Annotated in this window: 26 protein-coding genes; 9 read left to right on the forward strand and 17 right to left on the reverse strand. The window is 68.1% G+C overall.

Features of this window, described 5'->3' with window-relative positions; translation table 11 throughout:
* Positions 1–4: 4 nt before the first annotated feature.
* Positions 5–766 carry a tRNA pseudouridine(38-40) synthase TruA gene (gene truA, locus TTH_RS08255; protein WP_011173668.1) on the forward strand — a complete coding sequence of 254 codons (762 nt, stop codon included), beginning with the start codon at positions 5–7 and terminating at the stop codon, positions 764–766.
* Positions 767–801: 35 nt separating this feature from the next.
* Here truA and TTH_RS08260 read toward each other — a convergent pair whose 3' ends face one another.
* The 4 genes from TTH_RS08260 to erpA form a co-directional block, all read right to left on the reverse strand.
* Positions 802–1,989 carry an ABC transporter permease gene (locus TTH_RS08260; protein ID WP_011228820.1) on the reverse strand — a complete coding sequence of 396 codons (1,188 nt, stop codon included), beginning with the start codon at positions 1,987–1,989 and terminating at the stop codon, positions 802–804.
* A gap of 9 nt (positions 1,990–1,998) precedes the next feature.
* On the reverse strand, positions 1,999–3,009 hold the full coding sequence (locus TTH_RS08265) for an ABC transporter permease (protein WP_011173671.1): 1,011 nt from the start codon (positions 3,007–3,009) through the stop codon (positions 1,999–2,001).
* Between the two features lie 74 nt (positions 3,010–3,083).
* Complete coding sequence (locus TTH_RS08270) at positions 3,084–4,952, reverse strand: peptide ABC transporter substrate-binding protein (RefSeq protein WP_011228821.1); 1,869 nt, start codon at positions 4,950–4,952, stop codon at positions 3,084–3,086.
* A gap of 180 nt (positions 4,953–5,132) precedes the next feature.
* Positions 5,133–5,513, reverse strand: coding sequence for an iron-sulfur cluster insertion protein ErpA (erpA, locus tag TTH_RS08275; RefSeq protein ID WP_011228822.1), 381 nt, complete (start codon positions 5,511–5,513; stop codon positions 5,133–5,135).
* 78 nt (positions 5,514–5,591) lie between these two features.
* On the opposite strand from erpA, the gene TTH_RS08280 reads away from it, so the two are divergent.
* The 6 genes from TTH_RS08280 to TTH_RS08305 are packed head-to-tail and all read left to right on the forward strand — an operon-like array spanning position 5,592 to position 11,993.
* Positions 5,592–6,722, forward strand: coding sequence for a M24 family metallopeptidase (locus TTH_RS08280; protein WP_011228823.1), 1,131 nt, complete (start codon positions 5,592–5,594; stop codon positions 6,720–6,722).
* A gap of 26 nt (positions 6,723–6,748) precedes the next feature.
* Positions 6,749–7,681, forward strand: coding sequence for a ribose-phosphate diphosphokinase (locus TTH_RS08285; protein ID WP_011173675.1), 933 nt, complete (start codon positions 6,749–6,751; stop codon positions 7,679–7,681).
* Positions 7,678–8,394 (forward strand): alpha/beta hydrolase, encoded by a 717-nt coding sequence (locus TTH_RS08290; protein WP_011173676.1) that lies wholly within the window; start codon positions 7,678–7,680, stop codon positions 8,392–8,394. The genes TTH_RS08285 and TTH_RS08290 overlap by 4 nt, the downstream gene beginning before the upstream one ends.
* Entirely contained in the window at positions 8,381–8,965 is a 585-nt protein-coding gene (locus TTH_RS08295; RefSeq protein WP_008633308.1) for a DUF72 domain-containing protein, read from the forward strand. Before TTH_RS08290 ends, TTH_RS08295 begins: the two co-directional genes overlap by 14 nt.
* Positions 8,962–10,854 carry a biosynthetic arginine decarboxylase gene (gene speA / locus TTH_RS08300; protein ID WP_164926066.1) on the forward strand — a complete coding sequence of 631 codons (1,893 nt, stop codon included), beginning with the start codon at positions 8,962–8,964 and terminating at the stop codon, positions 10,852–10,854. Before TTH_RS08295 ends, speA begins: the two co-directional genes overlap by 4 nt.
* Positions 10,855–10,910: 56 nt before the next feature.
* Positions 10,911–11,993 (forward strand): GGDEF domain-containing protein, encoded by a 1,083-nt coding sequence (locus tag TTH_RS08305; RefSeq protein WP_011228826.1) that lies wholly within the window; start codon positions 10,911–10,913, stop codon positions 11,991–11,993.
* A gap of 101 nt (positions 11,994–12,094) precedes the next feature.
* Here TTH_RS08305 and metK read toward each other — a convergent pair whose 3' ends face one another.
* Positions 12,095–13,273 (reverse strand): methionine adenosyltransferase, encoded by a 1,179-nt coding sequence (gene metK, locus TTH_RS08310; protein ID WP_038038694.1) that lies wholly within the window; start codon positions 13,271–13,273, stop codon positions 12,095–12,097.
* Between the two features lie 94 nt (positions 13,274–13,367).
* Between metK and murI the strand changes: the two genes are divergently transcribed.
* Together murI and TTH_RS08320 are read left to right on the forward strand one after the other, a co-directional pair.
* Positions 13,368–14,141 carry a glutamate racemase gene (murI, locus tag TTH_RS08315; protein WP_011228827.1) on the forward strand — a complete coding sequence of 258 codons (774 nt, stop codon included), beginning with the start codon at positions 13,368–13,370 and terminating at the stop codon, positions 14,139–14,141.
* Between the two features lie 28 nt (positions 14,142–14,169).
* Positions 14,170–14,823, forward strand: a complete 654-nt coding sequence (locus TTH_RS08320; protein ID WP_011228828.1) for an LOG family protein — start codon at positions 14,170–14,172, stop codon at positions 14,821–14,823.
* Here TTH_RS08320 and mutS2 read toward each other — a convergent pair.
* From mutS2 to TTH_RS08380, 12 genes are all read right to left on the reverse strand, one after another.
* A complete protein-coding gene (gene mutS2 / locus TTH_RS08325) occupies positions 14,798–17,032 on the reverse strand; it encodes an endonuclease MutS2 (protein WP_011228829.1) in 2,235 nt (744 codons plus the stop codon). The two genes, TTH_RS08320 and mutS2, sit on opposite strands and share 26 nt — an antisense overlap.
* 22 nt (positions 17,033–17,054) lie before the next feature.
* A complete protein-coding gene (locus TTH_RS08330) occupies positions 17,055–17,393 on the reverse strand; it encodes a hypothetical protein (protein WP_024118727.1) in 339 nt (112 codons plus the stop codon).
* 5 nt (positions 17,394–17,398) lie between these two features.
* Positions 17,399–19,111: a glycoside hydrolase family 13 protein gene (locus TTH_RS08335; RefSeq protein ID WP_164926067.1), complete on the reverse strand. Its 1,713-nt coding sequence runs from the start codon at positions 19,109–19,111 to the stop codon at positions 17,399–17,401.
* On the reverse strand, positions 19,108–19,254 hold the full coding sequence (locus TTH_RS08340; protein WP_224065241.1) for a HepT-like ribonuclease domain-containing protein: 147 nt from the start codon (positions 19,252–19,254) through the stop codon (positions 19,108–19,110). The genes TTH_RS08335 and TTH_RS08340 overlap by 4 nt, the downstream gene beginning before the upstream one ends.
* A gap of 24 nt (positions 19,255–19,278) precedes the next feature.
* On the reverse strand, positions 19,279–19,566 hold the full coding sequence (locus TTH_RS08345; protein WP_011173685.1) for a nucleotidyltransferase family protein: 288 nt from the start codon (positions 19,564–19,566) through the stop codon (positions 19,279–19,281).
* A 4-nt stretch (positions 19,567–19,570) separates the two neighbouring features.
* A complete protein-coding gene (locus TTH_RS08350; RefSeq protein WP_011228833.1) occupies positions 19,571–20,890 on the reverse strand; it encodes a sugar ABC transporter permease in 1,320 nt (439 codons plus the stop codon).
* Positions 20,891–22,219 carry an ABC transporter permease subunit gene (locus tag TTH_RS08355; protein WP_011228834.1) on the reverse strand — a complete coding sequence of 443 codons (1,329 nt, stop codon included), beginning with the start codon at positions 22,217–22,219 and terminating at the stop codon, positions 20,891–20,893.
* A gap of 59 nt (positions 22,220–22,278) precedes the next feature.
* Positions 22,279–23,475 (reverse strand): sugar ABC transporter substrate-binding protein, encoded by a 1,197-nt coding sequence (locus TTH_RS08360; RefSeq protein ID WP_011228835.1) that lies wholly within the window; start codon positions 23,473–23,475, stop codon positions 22,279–22,281.
* A 99-nt stretch (positions 23,476–23,574) separates the two neighbouring features.
* Positions 23,575–24,606 (reverse strand): RMD1 family protein, encoded by a 1,032-nt coding sequence (locus TTH_RS08365; protein WP_011173689.1) that lies wholly within the window; start codon positions 24,604–24,606, stop codon positions 23,575–23,577.
* Positions 24,603–25,214, reverse strand: coding sequence for an RdgB/HAM1 family non-canonical purine NTP pyrophosphatase (rdgB, locus tag TTH_RS08370; RefSeq protein ID WP_164926068.1), 612 nt, complete (start codon positions 25,212–25,214; stop codon positions 24,603–24,605). Before rdgB ends, TTH_RS08365 begins: the two co-directional genes overlap by 4 nt.
* A 15-nt stretch (positions 25,215–25,229) precedes the next feature.
* Positions 25,230–26,168, reverse strand: a complete 939-nt coding sequence (locus TTH_RS08375; protein ID WP_011228837.1) for a polyprenyl synthetase family protein — start codon at positions 26,166–26,168, stop codon at positions 25,230–25,232.
* Between the two features lie 16 nt (positions 26,169–26,184).
* Complete coding sequence (locus TTH_RS08380; RefSeq protein WP_224065242.1) at positions 26,185–26,586, reverse strand: hypothetical protein; 402 nt, start codon at positions 26,584–26,586, stop codon at positions 26,185–26,187.
* Between the last annotated feature and the right edge of the window lie 2 nt (positions 26,587–26,588).

Here is a 26,588-nt window from a genome sequence, read left to right on the forward strand (position 1 = left end):
GGGCGTGCGGCGCCTCCTCCTCCTTTGCGAGTACGACGGCACCCTCTTCGCCGGGCTGCAGCGGCAGGGGAGGGGCTTGCGCACGGTGCAGGGGGAGCTGGAAAGGGCCCTGCCCGGGATCGGGGCCTTGCCCAAGGCGGTGGCCGCGGGGCGCACGGACGCCGGGGTGCACGCCCTGGCCATGCCCTTCCACGTGGACGTGGAAAGCGCCATCCCCGTGGAGAAGGTCCCCGAGGCCCTCAACCGCCTCCTCCCCGAGGACCTCAAGGTGGTGGGGGCGAGGGAGGTGGCCCCCGACTTCCACGCCCGCAAGGACGCCCTGTGGCGGGCTTACCGCTACCGGATCCTCGTGAGGCCCCACCCCTCCCCCCTCCTCCGCCACCGGGCCCTTTGGGTGCGGCGCCCCCTGGACCTGGAGGCCATGGAAGAGGCCCTCTCCCTCCTCCTTGGGCGGCACAACTTCCTGGGCTTCGCCAAGGAGGAAACCCGGCCGGGGGAGCGGGAGCTCCTCGAGGCCCGGCTCCAGGTGGCGGAGGGGGAGGCGGGCCTCGAGGTGCGCCTCTACTTCCGGGGGAAAAGCTTCCTCCGGGGCCAGGTCCGGGGCATGGTGGGCACCCTCCTGGAGGTGGGGCTTGGGAAGCGGCCCCCGGAGAGCCTAAAGGCCATCCTGAAAACCGCCGACCGCCGCCTGGCGGGCCCCACCGCCCCGGCCCACGGCCTTTACTTCGTGGAGGCCGCCTACCCCGAGGAGAAGCTCAGCCCCTAAACCCCCATGCCGGCGCAAGCCGGCATGGGACGGCCTTAGAGGCGGCTCCTCGGGTCCAAAGCGTCCCTAAGCCCGTCCCCGAGGTAGTTGAAGGCCAGGACCGTGATGAAGATCATGAAGCCCGGCGGCAGGGCAAGCCAAGGGGCGATGAAGATGTACTCTTGGGCGTTGGTGAGCATGTTGCCCCAGGTGGCCACGGGGGGCTGGATGCCAAACCCGAGGAAGGAGAGGGCCGCCTCCACCAGGATGGCCTGGCCCACCTGCAAGGTGGCCTGGACGATGAGGGGGGCCATGGTGTTGGGCACCAGGTGGCGGAACATGATGCGGAAGTCCGTGGCCCCCAGGGCCTGGGCGGCGGTGGCGTAGTCCATCTCCCTCAGGGAGAGGATGCTCCCCCGCACGAGCCTTGCCGTCCCCAGCCAGCCAAAGAAAACGAGGATGGTGATGATGATGAACACGCTGGCGGCGTCCCCAAACACCCCCTGAGCCCAGCGCCCCACCGCCACCTCGGGGTCCCGCAGGAGGGCGGAGAGCACCAAGAGGAGGGGGAGGGTGGGGATGGTGAGCATAAAGTCAATGAGGCGGCTTATGGCCACGTCCAGGTCCAGGCGGATCTCCCCCCTAAGCCCGAACCAGGCGGCCCAAAGGGCGAGGGCCAGGACGAGGCCGAAGCCCAGGTAGCCCCATAGGCTTCCCGCCCGGATCCCCTCCGCCGCCAAGGTCCAGGCCACGGAGACCGCGAGGTACAAGACCCCGTAGTAGAGCACCCAGGAGAAGACCCGCCAAAGCGCGAAGCTCCAGGGATAAAACCCCTCCTTCTCCCGCCGCAAGGGGCCCAGGTAGAAGCGGAGGGGCCGCCCGGCGTAGTAGCCCGCCAGGGTGCCCATAAGGGTCCCGATGATCACGCTGGACAAGGCCACGGCGAACCCCACGAGGAGGGAGATCCTGGAGCCGTAGATGATCCGGGAAAGCACGTCCCGCCCCAGGTCGTCCGTGCCCAAGGGGTGTTCGGGAGAAGGGGGCAGGAAGTAGTAGGCCCCCACGTCCTCGCCCGTGGGCTGGGCCGTGGGGTCGTAGGGGGCGATCCAGGGGGCGAACAGGGCCATGAGGACGAGGAGGACGATGACCACAAGGCTCGCCATGGCCATCTTGTGCCGCCGGAGGCGGCGCCAGAAGAGGCTGAAGAAGGTCCGGGGCTTAGGGGAAGCGGTCGCGGTCGCCATGAAGCACCTCTAGCTGTAACGGATCCGGGGATCCACCACCGCGTAGGCCAGGTCCGCCAGGAGGTTGAAGAGGGCCGTCATCAGGGCCAGAAAGGCCAGGGCGGCCATGGCCACGTTGTAGTCCTTCTCCACCAGGGCGTCAAAGATGGCCCGGCCCATCCCGGGATAGCTGAAGATGGTTTCGGTGATGGTGGCCCCGCCCAAGACCCCGGGAATGGCGAGGCCCACCAGGGTCACGATGGGGATCAGGGCGTTCCTGAGGGCGTGCTTGTAGAGCACCACCCGCTCGGCGAGCCCCTTGGCCCGGGCGGTGCGGATGTAGTCCTGGGAGAGGACCTCGAGGAGAGAGGCCCGCATGAAGCGCGTCCACTCCGCCATCTGCAACGCCGAGAGGGTGAGGACGGGGAGGACGAGGTGCCAGGCCCACTGGCCCAAGAACTCCCAGAGGCTCACCGCCCCAGAGCGCACGTCCTCCCAGAGCACCCCGGGCACCCCGCCCGTGGGGAAGCGGGGAAAGCCCGGGATGCTCTCCGGCAGGACGATGGCGAAGAGGTAGAGGAGGAGGATCCCCAGGAAGAAAACGGGCATGGAAAAGCCCACGAAGGAGAGAAAGGTGATGGCGTAGTCGGCCAGGGAGTACTGCCGCACGGCGGAGAAAACCCCCACGGGGATGGCCACCACGAGGGCCAGGGTCAGGGCGAGCCCGGAAAGGATCAGGGTTTTGGGCAGACGCTGGACAAAGACGTACTCCGCCGCCGGGATCCCGTAGGTGCGGCTGTAGCCTAGGTCGCCGCGCAAGGCCCGGTTGAGCCACTTGAAGTACCGGATGTGGAGGGGCTGGTCCAGGCCGTAGGCCCGCTTCAAGGCCTCAAACTGCTCGGCGGTCATGCGGGGGTTCTGCCGCCTGAGCTCGTCCAAAGGGTCCCCCGGCTGCAGGGCCAGGAGGGCGTAGATCACCACGCTGGCCGCGAAGAGCAGGGGGATCATCTGCAAAAGCCTGCGCACCGTGTAGGCGAACACCCTTGTACCTCCCGTTTGTTCCACCAAAAAGCCCGCTGGGCTAAAGCCCAGCGGGCCTCACTATACCACCCGGGTTACCTGGTGGAAAGGGCGTACTTCGCCTGGTCCCACTTCTTCACGGCGCCCCGGCTCTCCCAGCCGATCTCCCAGGCGTTCCAGCCGGGGTAGCCGTAGCCGCCGGAGTAGGCGCTGGCCACGTAGTTCACGAGGCCCTTCCGCACCACGTAGGGGTTGGCGCGGAAGTAGAGGGGAAGCGCCGGGAGCTCCTCGGCCCAGATCTCCTGGGCGCGCCAGAAGAGCTGCTTGCGCCGCTCGGGGTCAAACTCCAGCACGGCCTGGCTCGTGAGGCGGTCAAACTCGTCGTTCCGCCAGCCGCCGATGTTCTGGCCCTGGTAGTTGTTCTCCTTGGTGGGGACCATGATGGCCCCGGTGTTCAGGTTCTTGTACTGGAAGAGGGAGCCGTCCTCCTGCAGGTTGGAGACCCAGGCGAACTCAAACATCCCCGTCCACTTGCACTCGCTGGCCCGCTGGATGAACTCGTCGGCGAAGACCACGGCGCTGGGGGCGTTGTTGATCTTGACGGCGATGCCGATCTTCTTGAGGTCCTCGGCGAAGAACTGCTGGGTGCGCTCGCGGACGACGTTGCCCGCGGTGGTGACGTACTCAATCTCAAAGCGCACGGTGCGCCCGTTCACGGTGCGCTGGAGGATGCCGTCCGGCCCCTTCCTCCAGCCCATCTCCGCCAGGAGGGCCTCCGCCTTCTTCAGGTCAAACTCGTACTTCTTCACGTTGGGGTTGAAGAGGGGGTTGACGGGGGCGATCCAGGTGTGGGCCACGGGCTGGAGGCCGTCAAAGAAGGCCTTCACCAGGCCCTCCCGGTTCAGGGCGTGGAGGATGGCCTGGCGGGTGCGCTTGTCGTTAAGACCGAGGTCCTTGACCACCTGGCAGTTCTCAAACTTGTTGATGTCAATGTGCTCCCAGATGGCGCCGGGGACGAACCAGATGTCAAAGCGGCCGGGAGCGCGCCGCACCAGCTGGGGCGAGCGGCCCTGGTCAAAGGTGAGGGAGACGCTGGAGGTGGCGTCAATGGAGCCGCCGATCACCGCCACCAGGAGGGAGTTGGTGTTCTGGATGAAGCGGTAGACCACCTTCTGCACGTACTTGCTCTCGCCGCCCTCAGGCTTGATGGGGAAGTTGGGGTTCCGCTCCATCTCAATGGAGTTCCCCGGCACCCAGCGCTTGAGCTTGAAGGGCCCGGAGTAGACCATGGCCCCGCGGTTCAGCGCCTGGGGGGTGGCGAACTTGAGGAAGAAGTTGCGGTAGAGCTCGTTGAGCTTCTCCGCGTCCTTGTCGGGGTCCAGGCCCCGGGCCGCCGCCTTCACCCGCTCCCACTCGGGCCCCATGATGTGCTTGGGGGCATAGGTGTTAATGGGGCCGTAAGTGTCGTAGTAGTAGGCAGGCTCAAAGATGAGGGTGAAGTTGCGGGCGTCCTTGATGCGGACGTTCACCCGCTCCCAGAAGTCGGGGTTGAGCACCGGCATGCCCTTGGCCTTCCCCACCTCAAAGTAGAAGGCCACGTCCTCCGTGGTGATGGGCCTGCCGTCGGACCACTTGGCGTCGGGGCGGATGGTGATGTCCATCTCCAGGCGCTTCTTGCCCCCGCCGATGTCCGTGACCCGCAGGCGGCCGTTCTCCAAGGTGGGCACCTCGGTGGCCAAAACGGGGAAGTTCTGGCTGTCGGCGTTGAAGCCGATGAAGGGGGCGAAGAGGTACTGCTCAATCTCCGACTTGATGGCCTGGTTGGAGATGACGCGGAGGAAGTCCCCCGCCAAGACCCTGGGCTCCTGGGAGGCCCCGATGACGAGGCTGTTGTCCTGGGGCCCCGCCAGGGCCAGGCCCAAAGCGGTTATACCGAGTACAGCCAGCTTACCTAGGTTCCTCATACCGCCTCCTTTCGTGGCACTATCGCAGTGGCCGAGGTTATTATACGGCCCCTCCGATGAAGGTCAATAAGGCCCAAAGCTAAAGGGGCCTGAAGCCAGGCCCCTTTGCCCCCTGAGTGGCCCACCGCGGCGAAAGCCTATAGAAGCCCCGACGAGCCTCCCACGTGGCGAAGCGGACGCTCAGTGCCCGCAGGTGCGGGGGGCCCCCTCCTGGTCCTTGGTGCGGAAGGAGTGGCCGCAGCCGCAGGTGCTGGCCGCATTGGGGTTATGGACGGTAAAGCCCCCGCCCATGAGGCTTTCCACCCAGTCAATCTCCGAGCCCACGAGGTAGGGCAGGGACATCCGGTCCACCACCAGGCGCACCCCGTGCATCTCCACGAAGGTGTCCCCCGGAAGCTCCCTTTCGTCCACGGCCATGCCGTACTGGAAGCCCGAGCAGCCGCCGGACTTGATGTAGACGCGGATGGCCGCGTGCTCCTTGCCGTAGCGGGCAAGGATCTCCTTGGCCTTCTCCGCCGCCAGGGGGGTGATGCGGATGACCGCCTCTTGGGTTTCCACCATGCCGAACCTCCTTACCCCTAAGGCTAGCACGGAAGGGGTAGGAGAAGGTGAGGGAGCTTCCAGAGGTAGGATGGACCCATGGAGCTACGGGCGGTGCAGGAGGTCCTAAAGGAAGAACGCCTGGACGGCTGGCTTCTTTATAGCTTTGGCGGGAGCAACCCCCTGGCCCTCGAGGTCCTGGGCCTCGCCCACCTCCACCTCACCCGCCGCTTCGCCTACCTCATCCCCCGGGAAGGAGCACCCACCCTCCTCTGCCACGCCATTGAGGCAAGCCTCTTCCCTCCCCTCCCCGGAAACCGGAAGACCTACCACACCTGGAGGGGCTTCCTGGAGGGCCTCGCCCACCTCCTTGGGGGGATGAGGCGCGTGGCCTTGGAGTACGTCCCGGGGGGGCAGATCCCCTACCTCTCCCGGGTGGACGGGGGCACCCTGGACCTCCTCCGGGGCCTGGGCCTCGAGCTCGCCTCCTCCTGGCCCCTCCTCCTCCTCTTCCAGACCTGGGACGAAGAAAGGCTGCAAAGCCACCGGCGGGCGGCGGCCGGCCTCGCCCGGGCCAAGGATCTGGCCCTGGACTTCCTGCGCCAAAACCCCGAGGCCAGCGAGCGGGAGGTCCAAAGCGTGCTCGTCCGGGCCTTGGAGGGGGAGGGGCTCATCTTTGACCACCCCCCCATGGTGGCCTTCGGGAAAAACGCCGCCAACCCCCACCACGAACCCTCCGAGGTCCGCCTGGAGGAAGGGGCGGTGGTCCTTCTGGACCTGTGGGCCAAAGCACCTGGGGGGGTCTACGCCGACCTCACCTGGATGGCGGGGAAAAGGCCCCCGGAGGCGGCCCACCGGGCCTTCCAAGCGGTGGCCCGGGCGCGGGACGAGGCCATCGCCTTCGTGGAAAGGGCCTACCGGGAAGGCCGCTACCCCAAGGGCTTTGAGGTGGACCGCCTGGCGCGCAAGGTCCTGGAGGAGGAGGGCTATGGCCCCTACATCCGCCACCGCACCGGGCACAACCTGGGGGAGGAGGTCCACGGCTCCGGGCCCCACCTGGACGACCTGGAAACCCACGACCTCCGCCCCCTGGTGCCGGGCCTGGCCTTCACCGTGGAGCCCGGGGTCTACCTGGAGGCCTTCGGCGTGCGCACCGAGGTGGACGTCTACCTCCACCCCACGGGCCCCGAGGTCACCACCCCCCTCCAGGAGGCCATTACCCCGCTTTAGGGGGGCGTGGTATCTTGGGGGACGGCATGGACCGCCCCCTCTTGATCTTCTCCGGCCAGTCCAACCGGCCCCTGGCCCAGGCCATCGCCGAGGCTTTAGGCCTCCCCTTGGGCAAGAGCACCACCTTGCGCTTCGCCAACGACAACCTCTTCGTCCGCTACGAGGAAAGCCTGAGGGAGGGGGACGTCTTCATCGTCCAGTCCTTTGTCCCCCCGGTGCAGGACCACCTGATGGAGCTCCTCATGATGGTGGACGCCGCCAAGGGGGCGAGCGCCGCCCGGGTCACCGCCGTCATCCCCTACTTCTCCTACGCCCGGAGCGACAAGAAGGACGCCCCCAGGATCTCCATCACCGCGCGGCTCATCGCCGACCTCCTGCAGACGGCGGGGGCCGACCGGGTCCTCACCATGACCCTCCACTCCCCTCAGGTCCACGGCTTCTTCAAGATCCCCGTGGACCACCTCTCCGCCGAGCCCGTGATCGCCAACTACTTCGCCACCCGGGTGGACCTGGAAAACGCCGTGGTGGTGGCCCCGGACGCCGGGGACCTCAAACGGGCAAGCGCCCTCGCCCGCAGGCTCGGCCTTCCCCTGGCCTTCATTGATAAGGAACGGGTTTCCGACACCGAGGTGCGGGTCCGGATGCTGGTGGGGGAGGTGGAGGGAAAGACGGCCCTCATCGTGGACGACGAGATCTCCACGGCGGGGAGCCTGGTGGAGGCGGTGGAGGCCCTCATGCAGGCCGGGGCCAAGGAGGTGTACGCCGCCGCCACCCACGGGGTCTACGTGGGCCCGGCCCTGGACCGGATCGCCAAAAGCCCCGTGAAGGAGGTGGCCGCCACGGACACCTGCCCCCCCAAGGAAGGCCCCAAGCTCAGGACCCTCACCGTGGCCCCCCTGTTCGCCGAGGCCATCTGGCGGATCCATAGGGGGGAGTCGGTGTCCAGCCTCTTCACATGAGGGTGCGGACCGAGCGGCTCACCTTGGCGGGGCTTTCCGTCCTCGCCCGGATCCCCGAGGCGCCCAAGGCCCTCCTCCTCGCCCTCCACGGGCTCCAGGGCTCAAAGGAGCACATCCTCGCCCTCCTCCCCGGCTACGCGGAGCGGGGGTTCCTCCTCCTCGCCTTTGACGCCCCCAGGCACGGGGAAAGGGAGGGCCCTCCCCCCTCCTCCAAGAGCCCCCGGTACGTGGAGGAAGTCTACCGGGTGGCCCTGGGGTTTAAGGAGGAGGCCCGGAGGGTAGCGGAGGAGGCCGAGAGGCGCTTCGGCCTTCCCCTCTTCCTCGCCGGGGGGAGCCTGGGGGCCTTCGTGGCCCACCTCCTCCTTGCCGAGGGCTTCCGGCCTCGAGGGGTCCTCGCCTTCATCGGCTCGGGCTTCCCCATGAAGCTCCCCCAGGGGCAGGTGGTGGAGGACCCCGGGGTCTTGGCCCTCTACCAGGCCCCGCCCGCCACCCGGGGGGAGGCCTACGGCGGGGTGCCCCTTCTCCACCTCCACGGCAGCCGGGACCTCATCGTCCCCCTGGCCCGGATGGAGAAGACCTTGGAGGCCTTGAGGCCGCACTACCCCGAAGGCCGCCTGGCCCGGTTCGTGGAGGAGGGGGCGGGCCACACCCTCACCCCCCTCATGGCCCGGGTGGGGCTGGCCTTCCTGGAGCACTGGCTTGAGGCCCGGTAGCGAGATCCTGGTGGGGCTCAGGGGCTACCGGGGCTTCCCCGGGGGGTTCAAGGCCTACCGCAAGGCCTTCCCCACGGTGGAGCTCTCCTGGTGGCACCGGGTGGGGGACGTGGGGACGATAAGCCGCCTCCGGGCCCTCGCCCCCGAGGGGTTCCGCTTCAGCGCGGTGGGCCACAAGCACCTCACCTTCCGCCCCACGGGGGAGGAAAGGCGCGTCCTTAGGCGGCTTCTCCGGCGCTTCCGCCTCTTCGGCCCCAAGGCGGGCGCCCTCCGCCTCCTCCTTCCCGAAGACCTTTCCCCGGAGGCCCTCGAGGCCTGGCTCCCCCTCCTCGAGGCGGTCCAGAACGAGCTCGGCCCGGTCCCCATCGCCTTCCAGGCCCCCGCGCCCCTGAAGCCCCTCCTCCTTGAGCGGGGCCTGGCCGTGGTGAACGCGGAGGAGGGCCCCTTCCTCTACCTCCTGGACCCCGAGCGCCTCCCCCCGGGGAAGGGGTACGCCTACTTCGCCCCGGAGCGGGTCTTCCCAAACCCACCTCCTGGGCCTACACTCGGGGAGGAGGTTGAGGGGCGTTGAAGGTGGCCAAGCGCTTCACCCTTAAGGACGCGGAGGAGCTTTACCTGGTGCCCCACTGGAGCGGGGGCTTCTTCCGGGTGGGGGAGAAGGGGGATCTGGAGGTCACCCCCTTGGGCCCCAAGGGCCCCGCGGCCTCCCTCCTGGAGATCGTGGAGGCCTTGAGGGACGAGGGTAGGCCCCTGCCCCTCGTGCTCCGCTTTCCCCAGATCCTCGAGGCCCGGGTCCGGGACCTCAACGAGGCCTTCCTGGAGGCCATGGCGAAGTACGGCTACCAGGGCACCTACCGGGGGGTCTACCCGGTGAAGGTGAACCAGCGCCGCCTGGTCCTGGAGACCGTGGCCCGGGCGGGGAGGCCCTACCACCTCGGCCTCGAGGCGGGGAGCAAGCCCGAGCTCGCCCTCATCCTGGCCCAGGACCTCTCCGAGGAGGCCCTCATCACCACCAACGGCTTCAAGGACGACGACTTCGTCCGCCTCGCCCTCATGGGGAGGAAGCTTGGCCGCAACGTGGTGATCACCCTGGAAAAGTTCGCCGAGCTCTTTCGGGTCCTCCGCCTCTCCAAGGAGCTCGGCGTGAAGCCCCTTTTGGGCATCCGCTACAAGCTCAAGGCCAAGGGGGCGGGGCAGTGGGAGGCCTCCGGGGGCGAGAACGCCAAGTTCGGCCTCACCACCCCGGAGATCGTGCGGGCGGTGGAGGTCCTCCAAGAGGAGGGCCTCCTGGACGCCCTGGTGATGCTCCACGCCCACATCGGCAGCCAGGTCACGGACATCCGCCGGATCAAGGCCGCGGTGCGGGAGGCGGCCCAGACCTACGTCCAGCTCCGGAAGCTCGGGGCCCCCCTCCGCTACCTCAACCTGGGCGGGGGCCTGGCCGTGGACTACGACGGCTCCAAGACCAACTTCTACGCCTCGGCCAACTACACCCTCTCCGAGTACGCCGAGAACCTGGTCTACGTCACCAAGGAGGTGGTGGAGGCCCAGGGCGAGCCCCACCCCATCCTGGTCACCGAAAGCGGGCGGGCCATCACCGCCTACCACGAGGTCCTGGTCCTCCAGGTCATTGACGTCATCGCCCCGCCCGGGGAGGCGCGGCCAAGCCCCCCGCCCCCCGAGGCCCACCCCCTGGTGAAGGAGCTCTGGGAGAGCCTGCAAAGCCTCTCCCCCAAGAACTTCCAGGAGGTCTACCACGACGCCTTCGCCGACAAGGAGACCCTCCAGACCCTCTACGACCTGGGCCTGGTCTCCCTGCGGGACCGGGCCCTGGCGGAGGAGATCTTCTACCACATCGCCCGCCGGGTCCAGACCATCGCCCAGAACCTCCCCTACGTTCCCGACGAGCTGGAAGACCTGGAAAAGCTCCTCGCCGACAAGCTGGTCTGCAACTTCTCCGTCTTTCAGAGCCTCCCCGACGCCTGGGCCATCCACCAGCTCTTCCCCGTGGTGCCCCTCTCCCGCCTGCTGGAGCCCCCGACCCGGAGGGCCACCCTGGTGGACATCTCCTGCGACTCGGACGGCAAGATGGACCGCTTCATTGACCTCCACGACGTACGCCAGACCCTGCCTGTCCACCCCGTCCGCCCCGGGGAGCCCTACTACCTGGGGGTCTTCCTGGTGGGGGCGTACCAGGACGTCCTGGGGAGCAACCACAACCTCTTCGGCCAGGTGGGGGAGGCCCACGTGCGGGTGGAGGAGGAGGGCTTCGCCATAGAGCGCTTCGTGGGGGGGGAGACGGCGGAGCGGGTGATAGAGAAGATGGGCTTCACCGCCCGGGAGCTGATGCTCGGGGTGGAGCGCCTGGTGCGGCAAAGCCGCCTCTCCCCCGTGGAGAAGGGCGCCTTCCTGGAGCGCTACGCCCGGGAGCTTCAGGGGTACACCTACCTGGAGGACTAAGCCCCCGCCCTAACCCGTTAAGGCCCGGTTAAGGGGGGGCGTGGCAGGATGGGGCCATGGCCTCCTTGAAGGGCCGTTATACTGGTCTTAACTTGTCCCCCACCCTGGAGCTCCTGGACCCCTTGAACCCGGTGCGGCGGCAGATGGCCCTTTGGCTCCTGCCCCTGGGAAGCCTCCTGGCGGGGGCGGCCTACTGGGCCTCGAGGCCAGGGGGCCTGGACCCCGTGGACCGGATCTTCCTGCCCCCAATGGCCCTAGGCTTTCTCGCCTTCGCCGCCCTCCTATGGCGCTTTCCCACCTCGGCCCGGTGGGTCATCCCCGGCGCCCACGCCCTCATCGCCTTGTACCTCCTTTCCACCCTGACCTACCAGCTCCTCTTCAAGCCTAACCCCTTGGGTCTCTCCCCCGCCGCCTACTGGGTGCCCTTCTTTTACTTCTCCAGCTACCTTTTCTTCCCCGCCAAGAGGGCAGCGCGCCTGGCCCTCCTCTACCTCCTCACCCTCTTTCCCGTGGCCCTTCTGGGCCTCATGCGCAACCCCTTCCAGCCCGTCCACTGGAACGCCCTGACCCAGTTCTTCGGGGCCAACCTGGCCTACGTGGGCCTGCTCTACCTGCTGGTGCGCCTGAAGGAAGGGTACATGGAGGCCCAACTGGACGCCTACACCGACTTTCTCACCGGGCTCAGAAACCGCCGCTATCTAGAGCTCATTTTGGAAAGGGAGCTCTTCCGCCTGCAGCGCTACGGCCGCCCCCTTTCCCTCGTCCTCCTTGACCTGGACGGCTTCAAGGCGGTGAACGACCTCCACGGGCACGAGGTGGGGGACCGGGTGCTCCAGGCCCTCGCCCAACGCATCGAGGCCCACCTCCGGCGAAGCGACCGCGCCGTGCGCCTGGGCGGAGAGGAGTTCGCCCTTCTCCTCCCGGAAACCCCCCTCCCCCAGGCCCTGCGCCTGGCGGAGCGCCTGCGGCGGGCGGTGGAGGCCATGGCGGTGCCCCCCGTGGCGCGGATCACGGCGAGCTTCGGCGTGGCCGAGGCGCGCCCCACCGACACCCCCCTCACCCTCCTCCGCCGGGCGGACGAGGCCATGTACCGGGCCAAGCGCAAGGGGAAAAACCGGGTGGAGGCGGCCCCCAAATAAGTGCCCCACCGCGGCTTTCGCCGCGGTGGGGGCCCCAAAAGGGTCTTTCTAGACGCGCGGACGCTTACCCCCATGCTGGCTTGCGCCAGCATGGGGTGGCCTCAAAGCCCCGCTTCCCGCCTCAAGGCCTCCACCCGGTCCGTCTCCTCCCAGGGGAAGCCCGGGCGGCCGAAGTGGCCGTAGGCCGAGGTGGGGGTGTAGATGGGCCGCAGGAGGTCCAGCTCCTCAATGATGGCGAGGGGCCTCGGGTCAAAGACCTTCTTGGCGATCTCCGTGAGCTTCTCGTCGGGCAGGACCCCGGTGCCGAAGGTCTCCACCCTAAGGGAGACGGGCCTGGCCTTGCCGATGGCGTAGGCGAGCTCCACGAGGGCCCTCCTCGCAAGCCCCGCCGCCACGATGTTCTTCGCCATGTAGCGGGCGTAGTAGCTGGCGGAGCGGTCCACCTTGGTGGGGTCCTTGCCGCTGAAGGCCCCGCCCCCGTGGGGCACCGCCCCTCCATAGGTGTCCACGATGATCTTCCGGCCCGTAAGCCCCGTGTCCGCGTGGGGCCCGCCCAGGATGAAGCGGCCCGAGGGGTTGATGAGGTACTCCGTCTCCCCGTCCTTCAGGTACTCCGGGGGGATGGCCTGGCGCACCACCTCCCGGATCAGGTCCTCCCGCAATTGCTCCTGCTCCACCTCGGGGGAGTGCTGGGCGGAGACCACCACGGTCTTGACGTAAAGGGGCTTGTCCCCCTCGTAGACCACGGTGACCTGGGCCTTGCCGTCGGGCCGGAGGTAGGGCAGAAGCCCCGTCTTCCGCACCTCGGCGAGGCGCATGGTGAGGCGGTGGGCCAGGGTGATGGGGAGGGGCATGAGCTCGGGGGTCTCGTCGGTGGCGTAACCGAACATGAGCCCCTGGTCCCCGGCCCCCACCCGGTCCAGGGGGTCGGTGGACTTGAGGACCCGCCACTCGTAGGAGAGGTTGACCCCGCCGGCGATGTCGGGGGACTGCTCGTCTATGGCGGTGAGGACGGCGCAGGTGTCGGCGTCAAAGCCGTACTTGGCCCGGGTGTACCCCACCTCCCGCACCGTCTTGCGCACCAGGTTGGGGATGTCCACGTACCCCTCGGTGGTGATCTCCCCGGCCACGAAGACGAGCCCGGTGGTCACCAGGGTCTCCGCCGCCACCCGGGCCTTCTTGTCCTGGGCGATGAGGGCGTCCAGGATGGCGTCGGAGATCCGGTCGGCCAGCTTATCCGGGTGCCCCTCGGTAACCGATTCAGACGTGACCAGCCTCAACGCGCGCACCTCCTTTACCCCGATGCCCCCTTCGGGGCAACCCTGATAGTATAGCACCCCCCCCTTTCCGTCCAGAGAGGTAGGATGGGGCCCCGTGAAGGACCCCAAGGCTCCCATCGGCGTCTTTGACTCCGGGGTGGGGGGGCTTACGGTGCTCAAGGCCCTCCGCCGCCTCCTGCCCCGGGAGGAGTTTCTCTACTTCGGGGACACGGCCCGCGTGCCCTACGGCGGCAAGCCCCTCGCCATGGTGCGCCGCTTCGCCTGGGAGATCGCGGGCTTTCTCCTGAGGCAGGGGGTGAAGGCCATCGTGGTGGCCTGCAACACGGCGAGTTCCGCCGCCCTGCCCGACCTCGCCGAGGACCTCTCCGTGCCGGTCTTCGGGGTGGTGGAGCCCGCCGCCAGGGCCGCCCGCGGCTTCCGGAAGGTGGGCCTCATCGGCACCCAGGCCACCGTGGAAAGCGGGGCCTACCCCAGGTACGTGGACCTGGCCTGGGCCAAGGCCTGCCCCCTCTTCGTCCCCCTGGTGGAGGAGGGGCTTTGGGACGACCCCGTGGCCCTCCTCGTGGCCCGCCACTACCTCGAGGACGCCCCCAAGGACCTCGAGGCCCTGATCCTGGGGTGCACCCACTACCCCTTCCTCAAGGGGGCCATCGGCGCGGTCCTCCCCGGGGTGGCCCTCCTGGACTCCGCCGAGCTCACCGCCCAGGAGGTGGCGAGGGCCCTCGAGGCCGAGGGGCTCCTCAACCCGGAGGGCCGGGGCCGGACCTTCCACCTCGTCACCGGGGACCCGGAGGCCTACCGGGCCCTGGCCGAGCGCCTGGGGGAAAGGGTGGAGGCCGTGCGCCGGGTGAGCCTGGAGGAGCTTTAGGCCCCCCAGGAAGGGGTAGGCTTAGGGCATGCCCAAGAAGCCCCTCATTGACCAGCTCCACCACGAGGACAGCTGGCGCCTCTTCCGCATCCTGGCGGAGTTCGTGGAGGGCTTTGAAACCCTCTCCGAGCTCCAGGTGCCCCTGGTCTCCGTCTTCGGCTCCGCCCGCTTCGGCGAGGGCCACCCCGCCTACGAGGCGGGTTACCGCCTGGGCAGGGCCCTGGCCGAGGCGGGCTTCGGGGTGGTGACGGGAGGGGGGCCCGGGGTGATGGAGGCGGTGAACCGGGGAGCCTACGAGGCAGGCGGCGTGAGCGTGGGCCTGAACATAGAGCTTCCCCACGAGCAAAAGCCCAACCCCTACCAGACCCACGCCCTCTCCTTGCGCTACTTCTTCGTGCGCAAGGTCCTCTTCGTCCGCTACGCCGTGGGCTTCGTTTTTCTGCCCGGGGGGTTCGGCACCTTGGACGAGCTCTCCGAGGTCCTGGTCTTGCTCCAGACGGAGAAGGTCCACCGCTTCCCCGTCTTCCTTTTGGACCGGGGCTACTGGGAAGGGCTCGTCCGCTGGCTCGCCTTCCTCCGGGACCAAAAGGCCGTGGGGCCGGAGGACCTCCAGCTCTTCCGCCTGACGGACGAGCCTGAGGAGGTGGTCCAGGCCCTCAAGGCCGAAGCGCCACCACGGTAACCCCATGCCCCCCCTCGCCGGGCGGGGCGTCGGCGAAGCTTTCCACCCGCTTGTCCCGGCGGAGGGCCTCCCGGATGGCCTGCCTTAAGGCCCCCGTCCCCTTGCCGTGGAGGAGGCGGAGGGTGGAAAGGCCCAGGGCCCGCGCCTCCTCCAGGGCCTGGTCCACCTCCAGGAGGGCCTCGGCCACCGTGAGGCCCCGGAGGTCCACCTCCTTCACCTCCCGTCGGGGCTTGGCGAGGAGGGGCTTGCCCGGTTCGGCCTCGGGAAGGGGCTTCACCTCCTGGGGCTTGAGGCTCATCTTCAGGGGGCCCACCTGGACCAGGACCTCCTCCCCCCTGAGCTCCACCACCCGGCCCCGTTTGCCCAAGGAGGGCACCTCCACCAAGACCCCGGGGGCGAGGCCCGGGGGAGGCGGGGGCGGCGGGGCCTTCTTGGCGTAGCGCTCCCGGAGGGCCATGAGCTCCCGGAGGGCGTCCCGCTTGCCCTCGGTCCGGGCCTTCTCCTTGAGGGCCTTGAGCTCGGCCTCCACCTTGAGGAGCTCGGCCCGCACCTCCTCCTCGAGGGCCTTGAGCCTTTCCGCCCGCTCCTCCTCAAAGCGGGCCTCCCGCTCGGCCAGGGCCTTGCGCAGCCTCTCCACCTGGGAAAGCTCCCGCCTCAGGCGCTCCCGCTCCGCCTCCAGGGCCAGGCGCTCGGCCTCGAGCCTCTCCAGAAGGGCCTCCAGCCTCCCCCCCTCGGGCAGAAGGGCCTCGGCCCGCTTGAGGACCTCCTCGGGGAGGGCGAGCCTCCTCGCGATGGCCAAGGCGTAGCTCCGCCCCGGCACCCCGAGGACGAGCTCGTAGGTGGGGCGGAGGGCCTCGAGGTCAAAGCGCATGGAGGCGTTCTGGATCCCCTCCCTTCCCTGGGCGAAGGCCTTCAGGGGGGAGAGGTGGGTGGTGACCATCCCCTTGACCCCCCTCTCCAGGAGGGCCTCCAGGATGGCCTGGGAAAGGGCCGCCCCCTCCTCGGGGTCGGTGCCGCTTCCGAGCTCGTCAATGAGGACGAGGCTATGGGAGGTGGCCTCCTCCAGCATCTCCCTGAGGCGCCTTAAGTGCCCGGCGAAGGTGGAGAGGTTCTCCTGAAGGGACTGCTCGTCCCCGATGTCGGCATAGACCCGGTCGGGCCAGGCCAAAAGGGCCTTCTCCGCCGCCACGAAGAGGCCGGACTGGGCCATGAGGACAGCGAGGCCCAGGGTCTTGAGGAGGGCGGTCTTTCCCCCCATGTTGGGACCGGAGATGAGGAGGATGCGGTTTTTCTCGTCCAGGGCGAAGGAGTTCCGCACGGCGTCCGGGATCAGGGGGTGAAAGGCCCGGTAGAGCTCGTACCGCTCCCCGAAAGCGGGGCGGGAAAGCCCCAGGTCCCGGGCCAAGGCGGCCTGGGCCTGGACGAGGTCCAAAAGGCCCAGGGCCTCCAGGGTCTTCGGCACCCCCTCGTCCTTGGCGAGCCTCTCGGAGAGGTCCCGGAGGATGCGGTTCACCTCCTCCTCCTCCTTTAGCCTCAGGGCCTGGAGGCGGTTGTTGAGCTTGACCACGGAGAAGGGCTCTATGAAGAGGGTCGCCCCCGACTCGGACTCGTCCAGGAGGATCCCCGGCACCTTCTGGGCCATCCCCGCCCTCACGGGGACGCAGTAGCGCTCCCGCCTTAAGGTGACGAAGCGGTCCTGGAAGGCCTCCCTGTGGCGGTCCATGAGGGCGTAGAGGCGGTCCAGGATCTGCTGGCGGAGGGGCCTAAGCTCCCTTCGGATCTGGGCAAGCCTCGGGCTCGCCTCGTCCTTCACCGCCCCCTCCTCGTCCAGGGCCTTCCTCACCCGCTCCAGGAAGGGGGTGTGGTCCCCGATGCCCTCCGCCACCTGGCTTAAGGCGTTTTTCAGGGGAAGGAGCTCCTCCTTCAGGGCCATGGCCTCCTCCAGGGCCTTGGCCGCCTTTAGGAGCTCGGGGCCGGAAAGCCTCGCCCCCGCGAGGGCCCTCCCGTAGGCCTCCCTTAAGGTCCCCGCCTCGGGGAGGGCGTAGGGGTAGCTTAGGGCCTCCCCCGTGAGCTCGTGCCGCTTCTCCGCCTCTTCCCGGGGAAGGGGCGCGAGGGCCAGGGCAAGCTCCCGGCCCAGGGGGGTCTTGGCCCTCTCCGCCAGCAGGGCCCGGACCCGGGGGAACTCCAGGACCTCGAGGACGTCCCGCACAAAGAAAGAGTATACCCCGGGCTTAGCGCTTCAGGAGCTTAAGGAGCAGGGAAAGAACCTCCTTCTTCGCCGCGAGCTGAGCCCCCTTGGCCGCTAGAAGGCCCAACCGCCCAAGCCTCCCCGCGGGAAGCAGGGTCAGGAGGGCCGTGATCTGGGAGAGCAGTTGCTCCCTTTCCTCGAGGCTCAGGGCCTCCCAGCGGCGCTGAGCCCCTTCTATCAGGGCACGTAGCCGCTCCCGAAAGCCCTGCGCACCGGCGCCCTCCTTATGGAGGGCCCCCGCTTCAGCAAGGAGGTCCACCGGGGCCTCAACCTTCTTTCGCGCCACCCGCCGCACCTTCCCCTTAAACCGCTTGAGGCGCATCCCCTTCATTCTAAAGGCTCCAGGAGGAGGTACCGCGCCTCCACCTCCCCCGCCACCTCCCTTCCCGAAAGGAGGTCCACCCCCCGGGGAAGGGAAAGGCGCACCTCTTCCTTGGCGAAAAAGGCCCAGACCTCCCTCCCCCGGTGGCGCCGCCTGAAGGCCAGGACCCCCGGAGGGGCCTTGAGGGGGAGGAGCCCCCCGAGCCTCAAGGCGGGGTGGGTCTTCTTGAGGAGGATGAGGCGCCGGAGGAAGGCGAGGAGGTCCTTGTCCCAAAGGGCCTCGTCCCAGGGGAAGGGGGCGCGGCAGTAGGGGTCTCCCCGCCAGACCTCGTAGGGGTTGGGCTGGGAGAGGCCCACCTCGTCCCCGTAGTAGACGGCGGGGCTTCCGGGGAAGGCAAAGAGGAGGGCGTAGGCGGTCTTGAAGCGCTCCTTGTCCCCCCTGAGGCGCCAGAGGGCCCGGGGGATGTCGTGGGAGGAGAGGAGGGTGTACATCGCGTGGCGGAGCTGGAGGGGAAGGGCGGCGTAGTGGTCAAAGAGGGCCCGCCAAAGGTCCTCGGCCTCCAGCTCCACGGGGTTTCCGTGGAGGTCCCGCCCCGAGAGCCACTCCATCACCGGGTGGGCGAAGCCGGCGTAGTGCATGGCCCCGTCCAGGGTGTGGGCCCTCAGCGTGGGGACGGTGTCGTAGGAGAGCTCCCCGAAGACGAGGGCGTCCTCCCGCTCCTCCTTGGCGGCCCGGGCCAGGGCCCTGAGCCAGCGGGCGTTCTTCCGGTTCGTCCCCCCTTCCCCGATGGAGTGGGCCACGTCCAGCCGCCAGCCATGGGCGAGGCGCATCCAGTAGCGGACGGGGGCCTCCTTTCCGAAGACGAAGCGCTCCTGGGTGAGGGCGGAAGCGTAGTCCAGCTTGGGCATGTGCTTCACGCCCCAGAAGCTGGCGTAGCTCCCGTCCGGATAAAAGGTGAACATCCCCCGCTCGGGGGAGGAGGGGTCCTCAAGGGCCTTCTGGAACCAGGGGTGGGTCGCCCCCACGTGGTTGAAGACCCCGTCCAGGATGAGCTTCATCCCCCGGGCCTCGAGGGCCTCGTAAAGCGCCCTAAGCGCCTCCTCCCCGCCTAGATGAGGGTCCACCCGGTGGTAGTCCTCGGTGTCGTAGCGGTGGCTGGAGGGGCTTTGGAAGATGGGGGTGAGGTAGAGGGCCTCCACCCCCAGGGCCTCCAGGTAGGGGAGGGCCTCGAGGACCCCAAAGAGGTCCCCCCCGTAGAACTCCCGGGCCCCGTCCTCCCCGGGGGGCTCGTGCCAGGCCTTCTTGCGGATGGGCCTCCCCCCGTAAAGCCAGGCCCCCTCCTTGGGGGCAAGCTCCGGGCGCCCTTGGCGGAAGCGGTCGGGAAAGATCTGGTAGAAGACCGCCCCCAGGGCCCACTCCGGGGGAAGGGGCTTGGCGAGGAGGTGGAAGAAGCGGTCGTAGCGGGGCAGGGTCCTCTCCAGGCCGTGGCTGCCCAGGTAGCCTTGGGGGAGGCGGAAGCAGTAGCGGAAGGGGCTCGCGTGGACGGGCACCCGCGCCTTTAGGCCCCGCTCCCAAGGCGCCATGGGCTTTTTCTGCAACTCCCCGTCCCGCTCGTAAAGGAGAACCCCTTCCCGCGCCTCGGTTTCCAGGAAAAGCTCCACCTCCTCCCCGAGCTCGGGAAAGGGGGGGTCAGCGTGTTCCAGGTCGTGGTGGTTCAAGGATCAACCTCCAAGAGGGCTTGCACCTGAACCTTTAGCGCGGGCAAATCCCGGACCACAGTAGACCAGACCTCTTCCAAGTCCACGCTGAAGTACTCGTGGACGAGGAGGTTGCGCATGGCCACCATCTCCCGCCAGGGGATGTGCGGGTGGGCCCCGGGGGTTCCTCATAGAGGGATGGCCTCCCGCAGGACTTGCTCCCGGAGCCTAGGGGCCAGGCCCCTCTCGCTCACGATATCTACCCGCACCCCCAAGAGCCCCTCCAGGGCCAGCTTTAGACGGGCATGGTCCAGAAGCGTGCGCCCCTCCTCAAAGGCCACCAGGAGGTCCAGGTCGCTGTCTTCTCGGGCTTCCCCCCGGGCCACAGAGCCAAAGACCCGCACCCTCACCGCCCCGTGGCGGGCGCAGAGGCTTAGCACGGCCTCCCTTCTGGCCCTGAGGGTCTCCAGGTCCATGCCCTTATTCTTTCACGGCCCCCGCGGTGTAGCCGGAAACGAAGTACTGCTGGAACCCGTAGAAGAGGAAGAGGATGGGTAAGGAGCCCAAGACGCTCGCCGCGGCGAAGACGCCCCACTTGGTCTGGAACTGCCCCGTGGTGAAGCTCCTAAGCCCCACGCCCACGTTCCAGCTCTCCACCCCCGTGAGGACGAGGTTGGCCAGGACGAACTCTGAATAGGTGCCCACGAACTGCAGGAGGAAGATGAAGACGAACATGGGGGCGGAGAGGGGAAGGAGGATCTTGGTGAAGACCTGCCACCTCGTGGCCCCGTCCACCATGGCCGCCTCCTCGAGGCTCGGGCTGATGCTCTCCAGATAGCCCTTGTACACCCAGGTGCCGAAGCTGATGATCCCCCCGGAGTAGGCCAAAACGAGCCCGGTGAAGGTGTTCAAGAGGTCCAGCCAGGAAAGCAGGTAGTAGATGGCCACCAGGGCCAAGAACCCCGGAAACATCTGCACGAAGATGAAGAAGAGGAGCATGGGGTAGCGGCCGGGCAGGTGGCGGAAGCGGGCGAAGGCGTAGCCCGCCGTGGCGGTGAGGAGGACGGCGAGGAGGCCCGTGAGGCCGGAGATGAGGAAGGTGTTCCGCACCCAGAGGAGGAACTTGGTCTCCGTGCCCTGCCCGGTGAACTGCCTGGGCGAGAGGGAAAGGGCGAGGGCGAAGACGAGGAGGGCCATGAGGAAAAGGAGCCTCCCCTGCCAGAAGTCCATCCACGCCTCGGGGGCAAGAAGCCTGCGGAGAAGGCCCACGATCCCCACCCCCAGGAGGGCGAGGCCCGCGAGGAGGGCGAGGGCCACCTGGTAAGGGTAGAGGACCACCCCCTCCACCAGCTTGGCGTAGTTTTCCAGGGAGGGGTTGGGCAGGTAGGGGATCACCTTGGCGTCCACGAGGAGGAAGCCCGTGTCGGGCCTACGGAAGCTGAAGAGGTTGTTGGTGGGGTCAAAGCTCGCCGCCACCACCTGGACCACGGGGTAGTAGACCAAGAGGATCAGGACCCAGAGGAAGAGGTGGGTCACCCCCTGGAGGAAGAGGGGCCAGGGGCTTTTCCGCCTTCCCTGGAGGCGGTTTACGAGGGCGGTATAGAGGAGGCTATAGAGGAGGACGAGGAGGACCAAGGCCCCGAGGAAGCCCAGGGCGTAGGCCCAGCCATAGGGCACGAAGACGCTCCCGAAGGCCACCTGCTTGCGGTAGGACCCCTCGTCAAAGAGGCGGTTCGCCGCGAACCAGTAGGCCCCGTAGAGGGCGAGGCCCGTGAGGAGGAAGGCCACGAGCTTGCGCATCTACCTCACCTCCCGAAGCGCCCCGGTCACCCGGAAGTTCACCAGGCTTATGGCCACGGTGATGGCGAAGATGAGGAGGCTAATCGCCGCCCCCAGGCCGTAGGCCGACTGCCCCTCGGCGCTGAAGGCCGTCTTGTAGGCCCAGGAGATGAGGATGTCCGTGGCCTGGGCCGTGGCGAGCCTGCCCTCTTGGGCCGGGCCGCCCCCGGTGAGGAGGTAGATGAGGTAGAAGTTGTTGAAGTTGAAGGCGAAGGCGGAGAGGAGAATAGGCAGCATGGGCTTCTCCAGGAGAGGAAGGGTGATGCGGAAGAGGGCCTGCCATGGGGTGGCCCCGTCCACCTTGGCCGCCTCGTAGAGCTCGTCGGGGATGGTGGAAAGGGCCCCTAAGGTGGCCGTCATCATGTAGGGAAAGCCGAGCCAGAGGTTGACGAGGAGGACGGCCACCTTGGCCCAGTCGGGGTCGTTGAGCCAGGGGATGGGGTAGATGCCCAGGACCCCGAGAAGGCGGTTGATGGCCCCGAAGTTGTAGTTGAGGAGGGCCACCCAGACCTGGACGGTGATGACCCCGGGCAGGGCCCAGGAGACGATGAGGAGGGTGCGGTAGAGGTTGCGGAGCTTCAGGGCCCGGTTGTTGAGCACAAGCCCGAGGACGAGCCCCACGAGGCCGTTCAGGACCACCGTGGCCAAGGCGAAGACGAGGTTCCAGAGGAAGACGGGAAAGAGGGCCTGGTTGGCCTGGGAGAGGATGAAGGCGAAGTTCTTGAACCCCACGAAGTGGAAGGCGTTGACCCGGGCCACGTACGCGGGCGTGAAGGGCAAAGCCCGGTCCAGGAGGAGGGTGGCCCCTTCCACGGCCTGGATCCGGGCCCGGGCCCTCTGCCCTTCGGCGTAGGCCTCCACGACCTCCCCCACGCAAGGGTCGCAGCGGAGGGCCTCTTGGGCCTCGGCCTCGAGGACGAGCCGCGCCCCCTCATGGGCCACCACCCGGGTCTCGGTGGAGCGGTCGGGGAAGCCGTTCCGCTTCCCCGAGTAGTCGGTGAAGGCCAGGTAGACCGTGAGGCCGATGGGGTACAGGGTGAAGACGAGGAGGAAGGCTAGGGCGGGGAGGAAGTAGTACCAGTCGGTGAGCCAGGGGAAGAGCCGCCCCACCGCCACCGCCCCGGGGACGAGGACGAGGAGGGCGAAGACGAGGACGGACCACCCGGGAAGATCCAGGCGGGCGGAAAGGGCGAGGTAAGCGGCGAGCCCTAGCCCCGTGGCCACGAGGAGGAGGCCCAGAAGAAGCCCCATGGCCAGGAGGAAGCCTTTGAGTCCGGGAGGGTGCTTCATGGTCTAAAGATACGCCCCCCACGGGAAGCGGGAGGTCCCGTGGGGAGCGTCCATAGGGGTTACCTGCCGATGGCCTTCTTGATCTCGGCCACCATGTCCTCCACGATCTTCTTCACGTTGGAGTCGGGCCGCTGGATGGCGAGGCTGATGGCGTTGCCCCAGGGACCCCAGACCTTGCCCATCTCGGGGATGTTGGGCATGGGGGCGCCCAAGGGGAAGACCTTGGAAAAGCCCGCCACCACCGGGTCCTTCTCCAGCTGCTTCACCGCGCTCTTGGAGACGGGGATGCGCCCGCCCGCCTGGTTGAAGGCCACGAGGTTCCGGCCCGTCACCAGGGTCTTGGCGAAGTTCACCGCCTGGGTCTTGTTCTTGGAGTAGGCGTTCACCACCACGCCCTGCACCCCCAGGAAGGGCCCCCAAGGGTTCTTGGCCCCGGGCGGCGTGGGGAAGGGGGCGATGCCGAAATCCACCTTGGCCTTCTTGTAGTCGCCCAAGGCCCAGGGGCCGTTGAGGATCATGGCCAAGGCCCCATCCTTGAAGGCCCCGTCCGCCACCCCGTAGTCCACCCCCTCGGGGACCAGGTTGTACTTGAAGCGGAGGTCCTTGATGAACTGGAGGGCCTTCTCCCCCACCTCGCCCCCGATGAGGAGCTTGGTGGGGTCCAGGTTGCCCTTGGCGTCCTTGGCGAAGACGTTCTCGGCGCCGAAGGCCTTGAAGAAGCCGAAGTTGAAGTAGGGGTCGCCGATGTTGTAGAGGAAGCCGAAGGTGGCCCCCGTGGTGAGCTTTTGCGCCAAGGCCAAAAACTCCTCCCAGGTCCTGGGGGGTTCCTTCACGTACTTCTTGTTGTAGATGAGGGCCACGCTCTCGGCGAAGGCGGGAAGGCCCATGAGCCTCCCCCCGAAGGTGAAGGCCTCCACCGCCACGCCCTGAAGGTCCGCGAGGTAGGTTTGGGTCACGTACTTGCCCACGGGCTCGAGGACCCCGGCCTGGGCCATCTCCCCCACCCAGTCGTGGGGCACGGTGACCACGAGGTCCGCCGCCTGGCCCTGGGGGGCGCCCAGGATGAACTTCTGCTTGATCTCCGCGAAGGGGACCTCCACCACCTCCACCTTGGTGCCGGAGGTCCTCTCAAAGGTCCGGGCCTGCTCCTTGAGCCACTCCAGCTCGGGGCCGCCGAAGTGGGTCCAGACGGTGATCTTTCCCTGGGCGAGGGCCAGGGAAAGGCCTAGGGCCAATACCGGAACGAGCCTCCTCATACTCCACCCCCGGGCGCGTGGTAGCGCTTCCTCAAGGAAGGTTTTTCCCGCGCCCTTCAGGGTAAAGCATACCACCTCCAGACCGGGACACAAGTCCCCTCAGTGGAGGGCCCGCACCACCTCAAAGGCGATGAGGGCCAGGATGGCCACCTCCACCGCCTGGGTACGGAGGTGGGCCACCTCCTCGGTCACCATCTCGTAGGTGGCCTCGAGGACCCTGAGCTTCTCCTCCACGCTCTTTTCCAGCTCATAGGCCCCGTAGAGCTCCAAGGCCGCCCGGTAGATCTTGGCGTAGAAGAGGTCCTCGGTGATGCGCAGGGCCCCCTCCATCCGGGCCTTCACGTCGGCGATCTCCGCGTGCCGGGCCATGAGGCGGCGGCGGAGGCGCTGCAGCCTCCCGTACCCCCAAAGCCCCCGGTGCCTTAGGACCTGGGGCACCAGCTCCAGCTCCTCGGTGAGCACCCGGTCGTAGTAGGAAAGCTCCAGGAGCTGGGCGTGGACGAACTCCACCAGGTCGGCCACGTCCCAGATCCCCTCGGAGTCCAGGATGAGGACGCGGTCAAAGCCCAAGAGGGCCAGGTCCTCCGTGGAATAGCTGTAGCGGTAGCGCTCCACCTCCCGCCGCACCTCGGGGGCGAACTCCTCCTCGGCCCCCATCCATAGGGGAGTGAGGTCCACCGAGGGGCGGAAGGCCTTCTCCCCTTCCAACCCCAGGGCGTGGTAGACCACGAACTCCTCGGAGAGGCGCTTCTCCTCGGGGCGGAGAAGGGCCCCTCGGAGGTGGGGCTCGAGGGCGGCGAGCTCCGCCAGGAAGAACCCCTCCCAGAAGGGAAGCTCGGGGATCCTGAGCCCCTTCTCCAGAAAGGCCTCCCAGGGCACCCGCTCCCCCAGGTGGATGCGGAAGGAGAGGGAGACCACCCCGAACTCGTAGAGCCTGGCGGTGAGGAGGCCGGAAAGCCCCTCCACGTTCCGCACCCCGAGCTCCATCTCCCCCGGCGGGTTCTCAAAGCGCACCGCCCCGAGCCTCGCCCGGGAGAGGCGGAGGCGGGGCGTGGAAAGACGGCCTAGGTCAATCTCGTCGGCCACGTCAAAGAGGCGGTAGAGGGCGATGTGGGGGGAGAGGACGTTCATTCCAGCTTGGAGACCTCCCTCGGGGGCGGCCCGTCCTTGTAGGCCTCGAGGAGGGCCCTAAGGGCCTTTCCCCGGTGGGAGTACCGGGCCTTCTCCTCTAGGCCCATCTCGGCGAAGGTCTTCCCCGCCTCAGGGACGTAGAAGAGGGGATCGTAGCCGAAGCCCCCCTCGCCCCGGGGGGCCTCGAGGATCACCCCCTCCACGCTCCCCTCGTAGGCCTCGGCGTGCCCGTCGGGGTAGGCCAGGACCAGGACGGCCACGAAGCGGGCCTTGCGCTCCTCCCCTTTGAGGTGGCGCATCCTCTCCAGGAGGTAGACGTTCCGCTCCCGGTCCGTGGCCCTCCCCCCGTAGCGGGCGGAGTAGACCCCGGGCTCGCCCCCGAGGGCGTAGACCTCGAGGCCGGAGTCGTCGGCGAGGGCGGGAAGCCCCGTGGCCTTGGCCACGTACGCCGCCTTGAGGAGGGCGTTCTCCAGGAAGGTGGCCCCCTCCTCCTTGGGCATGCGCAAGGCGAAGTCCGCCAGGGTGAGGAGGGTCCAGCCCAAGGGGGCGAGGCCCTCCTTGAGCTCCCGCACCTTCCCGGGGTTGCCGGTGGCCAGGACCACCTTCATCCCCCTAAGCATACCCTAGCGGACCCGCTCCGCCTCCTTCAGGGCGAGCTCCCGCAAGGCCTCCCGGAAGGGGCTCGGAGGCAGGGCCTCCAGGGCCTGGGCCGCGGCCTCGGCCCGCTCCCGGATGCGGCGCACCGCCTCCTCGGCCGCCCCGCTCTCCCGGGCCAGGGCCCGCACCCGTTCCAGGTCCCCGGCCTCCCGGGCCCGGCGCCTGAGCACCTCCCGCACCTCGGGGTAGCGCTCCATGAGGAGGAGGGGGATGAGGGTGGCCTTGCCCTCCCGCAGGTCCCCGCCCACGGGCTTGCCTAGGACCTCCGGCGTCCCCATGAGGTCCAGGTAATCGTCCCGCATCTGGAAGGCCTGGCCGTAGAGGAGGCCGTAGCGGTAAAGGGCCTCCCGCACCCCGCTTTCCGCCCCGAGAAGAAGGGCGGGGCCCTCCGTGGCGAGGGCCATGAGGACTGCCGTCTTGGCGGTAATGATCCGCTCGTAGTTCTCCAGGGAGTAGTCCTCGAGGGCCGCCACCTGGAACTGGAGGACCTCGCCTTCGGAGAGGGTCTTGGCCACCTCGGCGAACCGCTCCACGAGCTCCATCCGCCCCGTCTTGGCGATGACGTGAAGGAGCCTTGAGAGGAGGAAGTCCCCGGAAAGCACGGAAACGGCGTTCCCGTACTTGCGGAAGGCCGCCTCCTTGCCCCGCCTGGTCTCGGCGTCGTCAATGAGGTCGTCGTGGAGGAGGGTGGCGGAGTGGAGGAGCTCCACCGCCAGGGCGAGCTCCAGCTCAAAGGGCGCCCCCCCTAAGGCCCTCGAGGCCAGAAAGACGAGCCTGGGCCGGATGCGCTTCCCCCCCGCCGTCACCAGGTCCTGGTGGATGAGGCGGATGAAGAGGACGTCGGACTGGACGAGCTCGGAAAGGGCCTCTTCAAAGCGGCGGAGGGGGGCCTCGAGATCGGTCACGCCCCCCAGTATAGCCCTAGTAGAGCTCTATCGTGGCGTTCAGGGGGACCACCTTGGACTGCCCGTTGGCCGAAATGGTCCGGTACTTCACCGCCTGCACCGGGGTCAAGGGCGCGAAGGACTTCTTCACCACTTCCCGGGTGTAAGGCCCGCAAGGGTCGGGGTTGCTGGGCGGGCAAGACTCGGGGATGAGGAAGGGGGCCTCCAGTTGGTTCTCCGAGGCGTCCAGGAGGATCACCGTGCCCGCCCCGGAGCCCGGAAGGGCGTAGAGAACGATCTGGTAGCTGTAGGTGTAAACCGTATTGTTGTTTTGGTCCGTCTCCGTCTGAAACGAGAAGTTCTCCCGCGAGGCCAAGACCGTCGGCCCACCCAGGATGACGCCGTCAGCGAAGAAGTTGCCACATCCCCCTAGGGCCACAA

The sequence above is a fragment of the Thermus thermophilus HB8 genome (assembly GCF_000091545.1).
GTDB classification, from domain to species: domain Bacteria; phylum Deinococcota; class Deinococci; order Deinococcales; family Thermaceae; genus Thermus; species Thermus thermophilus.

Bases quoted from the DNA above. Each gene is read 5' to 3' on its own strand.
- TTH_RS08260 (WP_011228820.1), bottom strand. From the start codon at position 1,989: ATGGCGACCGCGACCGCTTCCCCTAAGCCCCGGACCTTCTTCAGCCTC.
- TTH_RS08270 (WP_011228821.1), bottom strand. From the start codon at position 4,952: ATGAGGAACCTAGGTAAGCTGGCTGTACTCGGTATAACCGCTTTGGGC.
- erpA (WP_011228822.1), bottom strand. From the start codon at position 5,513: ATGGTGGAAACCCAAGAGGCGGTCATCCGCATCACCCCCCTGGCGGCG.
- TTH_RS08280 (WP_011228823.1), top strand. From the start codon at position 5,592: ATGGAGCTACGGGCGGTGCAGGAGGTCCTAAAGGAAGAACGCCTGGAC.
- TTH_RS08285 (WP_011173675.1), top strand. From the start codon at position 6,749: ATGGACCGCCCCCTCTTGATCTTCTCCGGCCAGTCCAACCGGCCCCTG.
- TTH_RS08290 (WP_011173676.1), top strand. From the start codon at position 7,678: ATGAGGGTGCGGACCGAGCGGCTCACCTTGGCGGGGCTTTCCGTCCTC.
- TTH_RS08305 (WP_011228826.1), top strand. From the start codon at position 10,911: ATGGCCTCCTTGAAGGGCCGTTATACTGGTCTTAACTTGTCCCCCACC.
- TTH_RS08320 (WP_011228828.1), top strand. From the start codon at position 14,170: ATGCCCAAGAAGCCCCTCATTGACCAGCTCCACCACGAGGACAGCTGG.
- TTH_RS08330 (WP_024118727.1), bottom strand. From the start codon at position 17,393: ATGCGCCTCAAGCGGTTTAAGGGGAAGGTGCGGCGGGTGGCGCGAAAG.
- TTH_RS08345 (WP_011173685.1), bottom strand. From the start codon at position 19,566: ATGGACCTGGAGACCCTCAGGGCCAGAAGGGAGGCCGTGCTAAGCCTC.
- TTH_RS08350 (WP_011228833.1), bottom strand. From the start codon at position 20,890: ATGCGCAAGCTCGTGGCCTTCCTCCTCACGGGCCTCGCCCTCTACGGG.
- TTH_RS08355 (WP_011228834.1), bottom strand. From the start codon at position 22,219: ATGAAGCACCCTCCCGGACTCAAAGGCTTCCTCCTGGCCATGGGGCTT.
- TTH_RS08360 (WP_011228835.1), bottom strand. From the start codon at position 23,475: ATGAGGAGGCTCGTTCCGGTATTGGCCCTAGGCCTTTCCCTGGCCCTC.
- TTH_RS08365 (WP_011173689.1), bottom strand. From the start codon at position 24,606: ATGAACGTCCTCTCCCCCCACATCGCCCTCTACCGCCTCTTTGACGTG.
- rdgB (WP_164926068.1), bottom strand. From the start codon at position 25,214: ATGAAGGTGGTCCTGGCCACCGGCAACCCCGGGAAGGTGCGGGAGCTC.